14 protein-coding genes are annotated in these 13,676 nt (G+C 61.8%); 3 read left to right on the forward strand and 11 right to left on the reverse strand.

The genetic code is table 11. The features are described 5' to 3' along the window. Positions 1-144 precede the first annotated feature (144 nt). Genes pepN through AD662_RS16775 form a run of 6 tightly spaced genes read right to left on the reverse strand, consistent with a single transcriptional unit; the run spans position 145 to position 6,679 of the window. Complete coding sequence (pepN, locus tag AD662_RS16750) at positions 145-2,802, reverse strand: aminopeptidase N (protein ID WP_053189012.1); 2,658 nt, start codon at positions 2,800-2,802, stop codon at positions 145-147. Between the two features lie 13 nt (positions 2,803-2,815). Beyond that, positions 2,816-3,646 (reverse strand): DUF2797 domain-containing protein, encoded by an 831-nt coding sequence (locus tag AD662_RS16755; protein WP_053189014.1) that lies wholly within the window; start codon positions 3,644-3,646, stop codon positions 2,816-2,818. Further along, entirely contained in the window at positions 3,643-3,903 is a 261-nt protein-coding gene (locus AD662_RS16760; protein ID WP_018605813.1) for a YeaC family protein, read from the reverse strand. The genes AD662_RS16755 and AD662_RS16760 overlap by 4 nt, the downstream gene beginning before the upstream one ends. A gap of 45 nt (positions 3,904-3,948) precedes the next feature. After that, positions 3,949-4,821 carry a rhomboid family intramembrane serine protease gene (locus AD662_RS16765; protein ID WP_018605811.1) on the reverse strand — a complete coding sequence of 291 codons (873 nt, stop codon included), beginning with the start codon at positions 4,819-4,821 and terminating at the stop codon, positions 3,949-3,951. Continuing rightward, the gene (locus tag AD662_RS16770) at positions 4,818-5,792 is read right to left on the reverse strand and encodes a metallophosphoesterase (protein ID WP_172681158.1); all 975 of its coding nucleotides are present in this window, start codon (positions 5,790-5,792) and stop codon (positions 4,818-4,820) included. Before AD662_RS16770 ends, AD662_RS16765 begins: the two co-directional genes overlap by 4 nt. Beyond that, positions 5,789-6,679, reverse strand: coding sequence for an NAD(+) kinase (locus AD662_RS16775; protein ID WP_003202709.1), 891 nt, complete (start codon positions 6,677-6,679; stop codon positions 5,789-5,791). The genes AD662_RS16770 and AD662_RS16775 overlap by 4 nt, the downstream gene beginning before the upstream one ends. 105 nt (positions 6,680-6,784) lie before the next feature. On the opposite strand from AD662_RS16775, the gene AD662_RS16780 reads away from it, so the two are divergent. Next, a complete protein-coding gene (locus AD662_RS16780) occupies positions 6,785-7,750 on the forward strand; it encodes a DUF1853 family protein (protein WP_018605803.1) in 966 nt (321 codons plus the stop codon). A gap of 103 nt (positions 7,751-7,853) precedes the next feature. On the opposite strand, the gene AD662_RS16785 is transcribed toward AD662_RS16780, so the two are convergent. Both AD662_RS16785 and AD662_RS16790 read right to left on the reverse strand, forming a co-directional pair. After that, positions 7,854-9,137 (reverse strand): arsenic transporter, encoded by a 1,284-nt coding sequence (locus tag AD662_RS16785; protein ID WP_053189018.1) that lies wholly within the window; start codon positions 9,135-9,137, stop codon positions 7,854-7,856. 228 nt (positions 9,138-9,365) lie between these two features. After that, positions 9,366-9,923 (reverse strand): NADPH-dependent FMN reductase, encoded by a 558-nt coding sequence (locus tag AD662_RS16790; RefSeq protein WP_053180211.1) that lies wholly within the window; start codon positions 9,921-9,923, stop codon positions 9,366-9,368. Between the two features lie 185 nt (positions 9,924-10,108). On the opposite strand from AD662_RS16790, the gene AD662_RS16795 reads away from it, so the two are divergent. Beyond that, positions 10,109-10,342, forward strand: a complete 234-nt coding sequence (locus tag AD662_RS16795; RefSeq protein ID WP_014339045.1) for a hypothetical protein — start codon at positions 10,109-10,111, stop codon at positions 10,340-10,342. 87 nt (positions 10,343-10,429) lie between these two features. Then, positions 10,430-11,323, forward strand: a complete 894-nt coding sequence (locus AD662_RS16800; protein WP_018605793.1) for a LysR family transcriptional regulator — start codon at positions 10,430-10,432, stop codon at positions 11,321-11,323. On the opposite strand, the gene AD662_RS16805 is transcribed toward AD662_RS16800, so the two are convergent. From AD662_RS16805 to rnhA, 3 genes are all read right to left on the reverse strand, one after another. Next, a complete protein-coding gene (locus tag AD662_RS16805; RefSeq protein WP_018605792.1) occupies positions 11,289-11,903 on the reverse strand; it encodes a GNAT family N-acetyltransferase in 615 nt (204 codons plus the stop codon). The genes AD662_RS16800 and AD662_RS16805 overlap by 35 nt on opposite strands. 301 nt (positions 11,904-12,204) lie before the next feature. Continuing rightward, a complete protein-coding gene (gene dnaQ, locus AD662_RS16810) occupies positions 12,205-12,966 on the reverse strand; it encodes a DNA polymerase III subunit epsilon (RefSeq protein ID WP_018605790.1) in 762 nt (253 codons plus the stop codon). 241 nt (positions 12,967-13,207) lie between these two features. Next, positions 13,208-13,660 carry a ribonuclease HI gene (gene rnhA / locus AD662_RS16815; protein WP_003180633.1) on the reverse strand — a complete coding sequence of 151 codons (453 nt, stop codon included), beginning with the start codon at positions 13,658-13,660 and terminating at the stop codon, positions 13,208-13,210. Positions 13,661-13,676: the final 16 nt, after the last annotated feature.

Raw genomic sequence — 13,676 nt, forward strand, 5'->3', positions numbered from 1 at the left:
GGGATTTATCCCCGTTGGGCTGCGCAGCAGCCCCAAAGCAGTGAACTCAGTTTTCCTGACACACCGAGTTGCATGGTTTGGGGGCTGCTTCGCAGCCCAGCGGGGATAAATCCCCTCGCCACAAAAAGGCAATGCGCAGCCCGGTCACGCCAGGCTCTTGCTCACCACTTCGAACACATCGGCGGAAAGCGCGCCGGAGGCCAGGATGCGCTCCAGCTCGGCTTTCATCAGCGCCTGGCGGGCGCTGTCGTATTTGCGCCAGCGAGTCAGCGGCGCCAGTTGCCGGGAGGCGATCTGCGGGTTGAAGCCATTGAGCTGGATGACCAGGTCCGCCAGGAAGCGATAACCCGAACCGTCGGCGGCGTGGAAGTTGATCAGGTTCTGCCCGGCAAACGCCCCCAGCAGCGCCCGCACCTTGTTCGGGTTCTTGATATTGAACGCCGGGTGCTCCATCAATGCCTTGACCCGCGCCAGGCCACCCGGCAACGGGCTGCCGGCCTGGACGCTGAACCATTGGTCCATGACCAGTGGGTTGCCCTTGAAGTTTTCCGCAAACACTTCCAGGGCCTTGGCCTTCTCGGCTTCGAATGGCGAGTTGACCAGCACCGCCAGCGCGGTCAGGCGCTCGGTCATGTTGTCGGCGGTGTCGAACTGCTCAAGCGTCGCACTCAGCACCTCAGGCTTGCCGGTGAGCATCAGGTACGACAGTGCGATGTTCTGCAATGCGCGGCGGGCGAAATGCTCGGCCTCGGCCACGTAAGGCGTTTTCTTCGACAGGTCGCGGTTGGCTGCATAGCGCAGCCAAAGGGCTTCGAACAGGTTCTCGGCCAACTGCTGACGGGCGAAATCACGGGCGACATGGATCGCCTCGACGTCGGCCACTTCGCTGATCTCCGTCAGGTAGGCTTCGCTTGGCAGCGAGAGCATTTCGGCGACCATGGCCTGGTCCAGGGACTCGTCCGACAGCACGCTGCGCAGCGCACTGACCAGGCGCGGGTCCAGCGTCAGGCTGGCGCCCTGCTGATGCTGGGCGATCAGTTCCTGCAGCACCTGTACCGACAACTGCTGGCCGGCATCCCAGCGGTTGAAACCGTCGCTGTCGTGTTGCATCAGGAACATCAACTGGTCGCGGTTGTACGGGAAGCTCAGCTTCACCGGCGCCGAGAAACCACGCAGCAACGAAGGCAGCGGCTGTTCAGCGACATCGACGAAAGTGAAGGTCTGCTCGGCTTCGGTCACCGAGATCACTCGGGACGTGCCATCTGCCGCGGCTTCACCGACCAGGCGCAGAGGGATTTCAGCACCCTTGCTGTCCAGCAGGCCCAGCTCCACGGGAATCACGAACGGCAGCTTTTCCATCTTGTCCGGGGTCGGCGGGCAACTCTGGCTGAAGGTCAGGCTGTAGGTCTTGGCAGCGGCGTCATAAGACTCGCTCACCGCCAGCCGCGGTGTACCGGCCTGGCTGTACCAGCGCTTGAACTGGGCCAGGTCGACGCCGTTGGCATCTTCCATGGCCTTGATGAAGTCATCGCAGGTCACGGCCTGGCCGTCATGGCGTTCGAAGTACAGGTCACTGCCCTTGCGGAAACCCTCAGGCCCCAGCAGGGTGTGGATCATGCCAACCACTTCCGAGCCCTTTTCGTACACGGTCAGGGTGTAGAAGTTGGATATCTCGATAAAGCTGTCCGGACGCACCGGGTGCGCCATGGGGCCGGCGTCTTCGGCGAACTGGTGGGTACGCAGGTACGCCACGTCCTGGATGCGCTTGACCGTGGCAGAGTTCATGTCGGCCGAGAACCCGGCGTCGCGGAACACCGTGAAACCTTCCTTGAGCGACAGTTGGAACCAGTCGCGGCAGGTCACGCGGTTGCCCGACCAGTTATGGAAGTATTCGTGGGCAACGATCGCCTCGACCCGCTGGTGCGCGGCATCGGTGGCGGTTTCGGCGCGGGCCAGCACGGCGCTGGAGTTGAAGATATTGAGGCCCTTGTTCTCCATGGCACCCATGTTGAAGTCGTTGACCGCGACAATCATGAAGATGTCCAGGTCGTACTCGCGCCCGTATACCTCTTCGTCCCAGCGCATCGACTTCTTCAGGCTGGTCATGGCGTGCTGGCATTTGTCGATGTTTTCCGGCTCGACATAGATGCGCAGCGCTACGGTGCGCTCGCTCAGGGTGGTGAAGGTGTCTTCGACGCACCACAGGTCGCCGGCCACCAGGGCAAACAGGTAGGCCGGCTTCTTGAACGGGTCTTCCCAGGTTGCCCAGTGCCGGCCGTCTTCGCCGGGGCCGCTGGCAATCGGGTTGCCGTTGGACAGCAGCACCGGATAGCTGTGTTGCTCGGCGACCACGGTGGTGGTGAACGTGCTCATCACATCCGGGCGGTCGAGGTAATAGGTGATCTTGCGGAAACCCTCGGCCTCGCACTGGGTGCAGAACATGCTGCCGGATTTGTACAAACCTTCCAGGGCGGTGTTGGCTTCCGGGTGGATCCGGACGGTGGTGTCGACCGTGAAGGCCTGGGCCTTGGGGTGAACGGTCAGGTGACTGTCGTCCAGTTGATAGTCGCCCTGCCCCAGATCGGCGTCGTCGAGCTTGAGCGAGAGCAGTTCCAGGTGCTGGCCATCAAGCACCAGCGGCGGCAGCCCGGCACCGCGCTCGGGGTTGCGGCGCATCACCAGTTGCGCATGGACCAGGCTGTGGTCCTCGAACAACTCGAAGGTCAGGTGTGTTTCGTCGATCAGGTACTCGGGCGCCTGATAGTCCTTGAGGTAAATCATCTTCGGTTGTTCGGTGCGCATGGGTCGAATCCTTCTACTGATGCACGGCGAGCTGGTAGGCCGTGTATTTACGAATGTTGATCACGCCGGTGTCAAAAATCAGGTACTGGCCCTTGATCCCCAGCAGCGTGCCTTCGGCAATCGGGTTCTTGTCCAGGTTGAAGCTGACGATCTTGGCCGGGTATTGCTCCACCGGATAACGGATCTCGATGGGTTCGACGTCCGCTATGGTCTGGATCGCTTGCAGGCCGAATCGTTCCTGCAGGCCCCGCAAACCTTCGGCGCAGCTGTCGAACAGCGCGTCGCGGATCGCCGGCAGGTCCACCGCCACGGCGTCGCCCTTGAGCAAGGCGCGCCAGTTGGTCTTGTCCGCCACCTGGCTGCGGAACAGGTCCTCGACAAACCCCGATTGCTGGCGGGTGGCGACCCGCAGGATCGGCAGCGCCTGGCTGGCGCCCTGATCCAGCCAACGGGTCGGCAACTGCGTGGCGCGGGTGATGCCGACTTTCACGCCCGAGGAATTGGCCAGGTAGACCACATGATCGGTCATGCAGAACTGCTCGCCCCAAGCTGGATCACGGCAGGTGCCGGCGTCGAAATGGCAACGCTCGGGGCTCATGATGCACAGGTCGCACTGGGCCAGCTTGGTCATGCACGGGTAGCAATAACCCTGGCTGAAGCTGGTCTTGGTCCGGCGTCCACAGTGGGTGCAGTGGATCGCACCGAGGTACTCCAGGCGTATCGTGCTGCCAATCAACGGGTTGACCGGCACCTCGACGTCGTCCAGGCGAAAGGCGTATTGAACGGTCGGCCCGTCAAGGCGCGCCGACATCTTGCTGATTGCACCGCGGCCAATCTCGATCAATGGATGGCGTCCGACTTGAACAGGATATTTGGCACTTCGGTCGATTTCGAATGGCATTCCTGCGCGCCCATGTAACCGGTGCGCTCGTCTTCGGGCAGGTTCTGGATTTCCCAGGCGATCATCGCCTGCAGCGACAGCTCGCGCTGCTCGGCGGTGAGTTTGTTGCCATCGGCCCATTTACCGATTTCCACCGCCTGTTTCAGGCTCTGGTAGATGTCGGGGGTGATGTTCTTGATCATTTCGTTGAAGGAAGACATGGGTTCTCCGCGCAATCGCGCATTTTCAAAAGGCACAGGCGCCGGTCAAAGGGCCATTTTACGGCGAGCGAACAGTCCGCCCAACAACCCCGTGAAGCAGCCGACGAGCAGCCCGCCGACGTGAGCCGCATTGGCGATTTCACCGAAACCGATCAGCGAAACCAGCCCGGACAGGCACAGCAGCAACCACACCAGCATCATCACCAGCACCCCACGGGGCAAGTGATAGGCCGGGTTCGGTGCAAGCAGTTGGTAGATCCAGCAATGGCCCAGCAGGCCGTACAGCACCCCCGACAAGCCGCCGAACAACGTCGGGCCGCTGAAAAAGTACTGGGCGAAATTGGAGACGAGGCTGAACAGCAGCGTCAGCCCCAACAAGTTGATACCACCCTGACGCGCTTCGATCCGTCGTCCCAGTTCCCAGTACCACATGCCGTTCATGGCGATGTGCAGGAAGCCAAAGTGAATCAGCATCGGCGTTACCAGCCGCCACCACTGCCCCGCCGCCAGGCTATCGGCCAACGGTGTGAACTGGATGTAGTCGCCAACGATGCGAAATTCGAGGAAGGTCAACCAGCGCAGGGTCTCAAGATTATCCCCCAGCAGGGTGACCGCGCTGACGATCAGGCTCAGCAACAGCACCAGGGCCGTCACTGGACTGCGGGTCAGTTGCTGGACGAACCCCGCTCGCCGAGAAGTGCCACCCGTGTCTGGCAGTTCCAACTGCTGATCGGGATCGCCGGCGGGAAAACGTGCGTACAACGAACGCACATCCTCACTGATTTCATCCGGCACCCAGAGCACCTGCTCGCCCGCCTCTTCGCTGACACGATGGGGGACCTGCATGCGTTGCAGCAGCTTGACGAAGCCGCTCAGGTCGACTGCCAGGGGCAGGCGCAGAACCGCGACGACACTCATTGCAACACCTCCGGCCGCTCGACATCGACCCAGACAAACTTGTGCGGATCCAGGCGGGTTTCCTGGTCGAGGCGGTAGGCGACCAGCTTGCCGTAGAGCACCGCACTGTAATCCAGGCAGGCCAGGTTCGGGCGAATGGGCGCGGGCTTGCCGCTGCGCCAATAGTGGCCGACGAACAGCAACGGTTCATGGACGCCATAGCGCAGCAGGTTGTTTTTTTCATCCGGCGACAGTGGCGTGCGGGCCACCGGTTCCGGCAAGGCGTCGGGCTGGAACACGATGTCGCCGTAGGTCTGCGGGTTGTCTTCCCAGAACTTGGTGCGGAAAAACGAACGGGTCAGGCCATCGCCACCGGTCAGCGTCAGGCCATGGGGCAGGCGCATGTCCGTGCCGCGCAGCAAACGGTCGAACACCGTGCAGGCAAAACTGCCCGGTTGCGCCGAGGCCTGGAGGAAATGTTCGTCGACACAACCATCCGGGAACAGGCCACGCAGCGGTTCGATCAGGCCCGCATCCCAACAGGCATGCACCACCCGGAACCGGCCGGCGTCGACAAACAGCGGCAGTTCATAGAACCACTTGAGAAAGTCATGCCAGTCGCCGGGATGCTGCTCGAACTGGGTCAGGGTTTCGTTGAGCAGGCGGGCGTGGCGTGGCGTGTGTTCGCGCACGTAGCGCTGGCCGCTGCCCGGCAACGCCGGTGTGCTCCAGCCCAAGGCGTTGAACTCGTGGTTGCCCATGATGCACAGCGCCTGGCCGGCCACGACCATGTCGTGGACGATGTGCAGCGCCTCGCGAATCCGCGGGCCACGGTCGATGATGTCCCCCAGGAACACAGCCATGCGCGACGGATGCCGCCAGACCCCGCCCTGCTTGTGGTAACCGAGTCGGTCCAGCAGGTGTTCCAGGGTCAGGGCGCATCCGTGCACGTCACCGATCAAATCGTAACTGCGCGCAGGATCGAGCATCAGTCGCCTCCACCCCCCAACCGACTGCCCCAGCCGAGCTTGGTCCGGCAGACTTCATAGTAATTGTGATCCAGCGGATGGATCAGGCGCAGCTTCTGCGCTTTTTTGCTGACGGTGATGGTGTCACCCGGCGCGCAGGTGAAATGGTTCTGGCCGTCACAGGACACTTGCGGATAGATCTGCATATCCTTGGACACGACGATTTTCAGCTCACTGTTGCCATCGACCACAATCGGTCGCCCAGACAAGGTATGGGGGTACATGGGCACAATCACAATAGCGTCGAGCTTGGGGTGCATGATCGGTCCGCCGGCCGACAGCGCGTAGGCCGTGGAACCGGTCGGGGTCGCGACGATCAGGCCGTCGGCCTTCTGGCTGCAGACGAACTGGCCGTCGATGTACAGCTCGAACTCGATCATGCGCGTGGATTTACCAGGGTGCAGCACCACGTCATTGAGGGCATCGCCCTGGCCGATGGCTTCGGCGTGACGACGGACCTCGGCTTGCAGCAGGAAGCGGTTTTCCACCAGGTAGTGGCCGTCCAGCACCTCGGCGACCTTGGTTTCCAGCTCATCAGGACGAATATCGGTAAGGAACCCCAGGCTGCCCCGATTGATCCCCAGCACCGGGATATTGTGCCGCGCCAGGGCCCGGGCGGCCCCCAGCAGGCTGCCGTCGCCGCCGACCACGATGACCATGTCGCAGACCTCGCCCAGCATCTTGCGCGACGACGTCTGCAGGCCATGGCCCGGCAAGACTTCGGCGATGGTATCTTCGAGGATCACATGCAGGTGCCGCTCCAGGAGGAAACGTTTGAGACGGCGAACGGTGTCCAGCACCTGCGAACTGCCCAGGCGACCGATGATGCCGATATTGCGAAATTGCTCCATGAGGCTCCTGCGAGGGTCTGCGGCGGGCGAAAAACACGATTATGGGCGAAAGCGCTCCATAGACAAAATCCTTTAAGCCTTCGTCGCAGCAGCTATGCTCGCAAAATGATCCTGTTCCCTGAATTGCTGGACTTGCCCCGCCGCCTTCGCCATCCCGAAGTGCGCGACCTCGCGTGGGCGATCATCGCCCCGCCGATGCTCATCGACACGCCCTGGCCCCAGCGCCATCCCCTGGCCGGCAGTGACTGGGTACAGGAGCCTGGTCGACTGGAGCACTGGCTGCGGCAACTGGACCGTGACAGCTACCCACTGCTGCACTGCCTGTCCCAAGGGCGGACACGCCGCCTGGGCCTGTATTACGAAAGGCTGTGGCAGTTTGCCGTGCAGCAGGCCCCGGGCATCGAGTTGATCGCCGCGAACCTGCCGATCCGACGCGAAGGCCATACGCTAGGTGAATTGGACCTGCTGCTGCGTGATCGCGACGGCATCCATCACCTGGAACTGGCCATCAAGTTGTACCTCGGCCCCCAGCACGGTAACGGCCTGGACGCCGCGCAATGGCTGGGCCCGGGTTGCCATGACCGGCTCGACCGCAAGCTGGCGCATCTGCGCGAACACCAATTACCAATCTCGGCCCGCCCGGAAAGCCGCGACGCCCTGGCGGCACTGGGTATCGAGCCCTCAGGCATCGAACTGTTTCGCTCCGAACTCTGGCTGGGCGGGTATTTGCTGTACCCCTGGCCAGGCGAGGCCGAACCGCCGGCCGGCGCCCACCCCAGGCATTTGCGCGGTCACTGGCTGCATCAACGGGACTGGCTTGCGTTCATCGCCCAACATCCGCCGGGTCGCTGGCAACCCCTGCCCCGCGCCGCCTGGCTGGCCCCGGCGCATTATCCGGCCGAGCAGACCTGGAGCACTGCGCAACTGGAGGCCTGGCGACTGGACCTGGACCCGATGGCGCCGGCACAACTGATGGTGCGCCTGACTGAAAATACCGAGGGCGAGTGGGAAGAAGCCGAGCGGGTGTTCCTGGTGGCCGATCTCTGGCCGAATGTGCCGGGTAATGGTTGAGTCTTGTACTGCCTGAACGGCCGTCTTCGCGAGCAAGCCCGCTCCCACATTGGAATGCACTCTCCTGTGGGAGCGGGCTTGCTCGCGAAGGGGCCGCTACGGTTTAGAGTGACAACCGCACCGCCAGCGCCGCCAAGGTCACCAACAACACCGGCAGCGTCAGCACAATCCCGACCTTGAAGTAATACCCCCAGCCGATCTGGATGTTCTTGCGTTCCAGCACATGCAGCCACAGCAAGGTCGCCAGGCTGCCGATCGGGGTGATTTTCGGGCCCAGGTCGCTGCCGATGACGTTGGCGTAGATCATCGCCTCCTTCACCACCCCGGTGGCCTGGCTGGCGTCGATGGACAGGGCGCCGATCAGCACCGTTGGCAAATTGTTCATGACCGACGAGAGCAACGCCGTCAGCAGGCCTGTCCCCATGGCCGCACCCCACACGCCATATTCGGCGAAACCGTCGAGCCATTGGGCCAGGTAGCCGGTCAGCCCGGCATTGCGCAGGCCATAGACCACCAGGTACATGCCGAGGGAGAAGATCACGATCTGCCAGGGCGCTTCCTTCATCGCCTTGCGGGTGGAAATCTTGTGGCCACGGGCCGCGACGGCCAGCAGCAGCGCAGCGCAGACCGCCGAGATCGCGCTGATGGGAATCCCCAGTGGCTCCAGGGCAAAGCACCCCAGCAGCAGGATCACCAGCACCACCCAGCCGGCATAAAACGTTGCCTTGTCGTGGATCGCCGTCGCCGGATCGTCCAGTTGCTCGGGGTCGTAGTCACCCGGAATGTCGCGACGAAAGAACCACATCAATATCGCCAGGCTCGCCGCCACGCTGACCAGGTTCACCGGCACCATGACCGCCGCGTAGCGGTTGAAACCAATGCCGAAGAAGTCCGCCGAGACGATGTTCACCAGGTTCGACACCACCAGCGGCAGGCTCGCGCTGTCGGCAATGAAACCGGCGCCCATCACGAACGCCAGGGTCGCCGCCGGGGAAAACCGCAACGCCAGCAGCATCGAAATCACGATGGGCGTCAGGATCAACGCCGCCCCGTCATTGGCAAACAGGGCCGACACCAGCGCCCCCAGCAGCACCATGAACGCAAACAGCTTGTGCCCGCTGCCCTTTCCCCAACGGGCCACGTGCAAGGCCGCCCAGGCGAAAAAGCCGGCCTCGTCCAGCAGCAGGCTGATGATGATCAGCGCGACAAACGTACCGGTGGCGTTCCAGATGATCTGCCAGACCAGCGCAATGTCGCCGACCTGCACCACCCCGCTCAACAACGCCAGCAGCGCGCCGAGCGTCGCGCTCCAGCCGACGCCAAGCCCCTTGGGCTGCCAGATCACCAGCGTAATGGTCAGCAGGAAAATCAATGACGCGATGAACATGCACAACAGCCTTGGAAGGTTGATTGAAAAGAGGGAGTCAGACGTGACAAAGAACGGTCTGGTGGTGCGACGGGGCGAATATATCCCACTGTGGGAGCAAGGCTTGCCCGCGATGAACGATATCGCGGTTCGACTGTTAAACCGCGGTGCGGCCATCGCGGGCAAGCCTTGCTCCCACAGAACATCACTTCGCCACAGAAGTGATTGGCTTGAAGTTGCGCAAAGGTATCAAACCTTCTTGTGTTGCTCGACCCACTTGCCGTAGGCATCGATGAATTTCTGCAGGATGGGCCGTACCGAGTCCGACAGGTTGCCCGCCTCGTCAAATGCCGTCCCGGCACCGCTCAGGTAGGCTTCCGGCTGCTGCATGCAGGGCACGTCAAGGAATACCAGCGACTGGCGCAAATGGTGGTTGGCACCGAAACCACCCATGGCGCCCGGTGAAGCACTGATCACCGCGCCCGGCTTGCCGCTCAGGCAACTCTGGCCGTAGGGACGCGAGCCGACGTCGATGGCGTTTTTCAACGGCGCCGGCACCGAGCGGTTGTACTCAGGCGTGACGAACAACAAAGCATCAGCCGCACCCACCTGCTGACGGAATGTGGTGTAGGCTGCCGGCGGTGTCACATCAATGTCTTCGTTATAAAGTGGCAACTCGCCGATCTCGACAATGTTCAGCTTGAGGTTGGCGGGCGCCAGGTCAGCCAGTGCCAGCGCGACCTTGCGGTTGATCGATGCCTTGCGCAGGCTGCCCACCAAAACGGCCACTGTGTAGACATTACTCATGAGAGGCTTCTCGACTATCGGCTCAAAGGAGCCTGTAGTTATAGATGATCGGGGTGACAATTGGACCAGTGGAGCGACGAAAACCTGTCGGCTGGACTATTTTTTTCATGTAGGAAAACTTACCACGCTTGACCAGGGTCTACAGAACCGCAAATCGAGTGATTTATTTCCAGAGGTTCTAAGCAATGGCAGCAGTACTTGTCGGACAATTTCATGCGCGGGACGCCGAAGGTCGCGTCTATTCGGTGCATGAGTTCCAGGAATCGACCCCGTCACCCGACGGAAACGGCAAGGAGCCTGTCACCACTTACAAGCTGGCGATCGGTGATCGAGTCAAGAAACTCAACGAGGACGAGTTTGAATTGGTGCAGACCGGCATCAAGTTGACGCGCGAACCCGAAACACAAATAGCGCTATAACCTGTTGGTTATTAGCAGAAGTCATGCCCGGACTTGGGTTAGGATTCAGCCACTCAATGGCTCACCCGCCGAACATGGACTTCTTGCATGCGTTTACGCCACATCGAAGTGATCCAGGCGCTGCTGCAGACCGGTCACCTCGGCACGGCGGCCGAATGGCTGCAACTGCCGGTGACAGAGGTCGAGGCGATCCTGCGCGATGCCGAGGCCCAGCTGGGCTTCATGCTGTTTGCCAGCGTGCGCGGACGCCTGCAGGCCACCCGGGAAACCCTTGAACTGCGCGACGGCATCACGCGGGTGTACGACACCCTCGAACCGGTGCAGCGCCTGGCCAGCAGCCTGAAACACTATCAGGCACCACCCTTGCGCATTATCTGCACCCCGCCACTGGCCCAGCAGTTGTTGCCCCAGAGCATCGCCGCCTTGCGTCGCCGCCATCCGGATGCGCCTTGCACCCTGCTCAGCCAACCGACCCGCGACATCGTCCACAGCCTGCTGTTGCGTGAAAGCGACCTGGGCCTGAGCCTGCACGATCCTGAACACCCCGACATCCATTGCCAGATGATCGCCCAGGGCAAACTGCAATTGCTGGCACCTCACGGCTGGCTGCAACCCCGACAAAAGTACATTTCGCTCCAGGACCTGGCGGGCCAGCCGTTGGTAGGCCTGGATGGCCATGACCCGTTGAGCCCTGCGTTCGAGCATAAATTGGCGGCGCTGCGTCCGGCGCCGATGATCCAGATCCGCGTCCAGACCCATCAGATGATGCGCGCCATGGTCGAGGCCGGCGAGGGCCTGGCCATCGTCGACCCGTTCACCGCCTCGGGTGCCAAGGGCAGTGGCCTGGACGTCTGCCCGGTATCGCCGGCCATTGCGATTGGCCTCTATGCCCTGAGCCTGAACGGCACGCCGCCCTCACCCACCCTCCAGTCGCTGCTGGAACGGGTTACGGAACAAGCCGAGGCGTTGTTGAACCACTGATCGACATGCCCAGCGGATCGTCGAACAGCCGGTACCAGAACAGCGCCACTTCGGCGGTATGCCGGTCAATGCCGCGATAGCGCAGGTGATCGATACCGCCGAGCACGTAACCGCAACGCTCATAGAGTCGGCAGGCGCCCAGATTGTTGTTCTGGGTCTCGAGCATGATGCCCGGCAGTTTTTTCTTGCGGCTCCAGAACTGGGCGACATCGAGCAATGCCTTGGCTACTCCGTGGCGACGGGCTGGGGCGTGTACCGCCAACTCGTCGATGTGGGCATAGCCGTTCCAGTTGGTACTGACCACCAGATGCCCCACGGGCTGATCATCGAGATAAGCCATGAAGATCTCGCTGTCCGGGGCATCGCGGAAGCTACTGAACTCCTCGGGATCGATGCCATAGCACTTGCGATAGGGAACAATAGGTGTCACCGCCCACTGGCTGACGGGCCGGCCGATCTGCGCCGTCCCGTAGTCGTTGACTTCGAAGCTGAAGTCACTGCCCCAGATATAGGCGGCAAAGCCGTCATCGACGACGCGCACCGACAACCCGGGGTGCTTGGGATTCATGACCGGTTGCATACTGGGGAAGGTCCTCATTCCTTGAGACAACCAACGGCGTGGTGCCATCCATTGCCCTTGCCTTTCAAATCTTCACACATCAAGCGGGATCCGTAGCCTGCCCGTTACCTCAGGGTAGAAGGTCGTGGCGATTGTGGCGAGAAATGAACGATGGATAACCTTGCTCGCGATGGTCCCTGTAGGAGCTGGCGAAGCCTGCGATCTTTTGATCTTTCACGCGAGACTCAACTGCCAGGGGAAAGATCGCAGCCTCGCTCCGCTCGGCAGCTCCTACGGAACGACATGGCCTAACAGGGTTTCATCAGTGCGTTGCAGCCTGCGCCTCGGCCAACTGCGTCCACAATGCCGGAGCACCTGCGGACTTGGCGATGGCTTCCAGACGCGCGGCATGTTCGGCCAGGTCGCTTTCGCTGGCGCGGATAATCCGCGATGGCTGGCGCTCAGCGGGCAAACGGCGAATCTCCGAGGCCTGGTTGCCGGAGCCTTCGCCAGTACCGTTGCCGTCCGAGGCGTTGCCGGCCAGGGACAGGCTGGTCTGGCCGCCGGTCATAGTCAGGTAGACGTCGGCCAGGATCTCGGAGTCGAGCAAGGCGCCGTGCAGTTCACGGCCGGAGTTGTCGACGCCGTAGCGCTTGCACAAGGCATCGAGGCTATTGCGCTGCCCAGGGTGGCGTTCCCGGGCCATCATCAGGGTATCGAGAATGGTGCAATGCTGGGTAATGTCGGCCCGGTCGTGCTGGCCCATCAGGGCGAATTCGTTGTTGATGAACCCGACGTCGAACGCCGCGTTGTGGATGATCAACTGCGCGCCCTGGATGAATTCGAAGAACTCATCGGCCACTTCGGCGAAACGCGGCTTGCCCACCAGGAATTCGTTGGTGATGCCGTGGACGCCAATGGCGCCCTCGTCGCTTTCGCGGTCCGGTTGCAGGTACACATGGAAATGGCGACCGGTCAGGCGCCGGCCGATCAGCTCGACACAACCGATTTCAATAATCCGGTGACCATCGGTCACCGGCATGCCGGTGGTTTCGGTATCCAGTACTACAGATCTGTTGGCCATCAGTGTTCAGCTCTCAGCGGGCAGTCTTGCAAAAGCGCGGATGTTAACACGCTCTTGTCGCAAGGGGATTTACCTGGGAGCCAGGCTCTTGCAAGCAAGTGATGAACGAGAGCAAACACTGTGGGAGCCAAGCTTGCTCGCGATGAAGATCATGCGGTCTTTCAGGAAAACCAGGGCGCCTGTGTCGCGAGCAAGCTTTGCTCCCACACAAGCGCCCTGGCCACAGGGGCGCAACCGAGAATCAAGCCTGCTTGTAGCCCCGCACCTCATCGACCCCACGATTGGCCAACTGGTCGGCCCGTTCGTTGCCGTGGTGGCCGATGTGGCCGCGCACCCATTTCCAGGTGACGTTGTGGCGGTTGACCTGTTCATCCAGCAGCTTCCAGAGGTCGGCGTTTTTCACCGGTTCCTTTGCCGCCGTCTTCCAGCCGCGCTTCTTCCAGTTGGCCATCCACTCGTTGATGCCTTTCATGACGTACTGCGAGTCGGTCACCAACAACACATCGCAGGACCGCTTGAGCTCTTCCAGGCCTCGGATGGCGCCCATCAGCTCCATGCGATTGTTGGTGGTATTGGCTTCGCCGCCCCAGAGTTCCTTCTCCACGCCCTTGCACACCAGCAACGCGCCCCAGCCGCCCGGACCGGGGTTGCCCTTGCAGGCGCCATCAGTGAAGAGTTCTACGCTATCGCTCATGCCAATCTATCCAGGA

Source organism: Pseudomonas kilonensis (assembly GCF_001269885.1).
In the GTDB taxonomy this organism is placed as follows: domain Bacteria; phylum Pseudomonadota; class Gammaproteobacteria; order Pseudomonadales; family Pseudomonadaceae; genus Aquipseudomonas; species Aquipseudomonas kilonensis.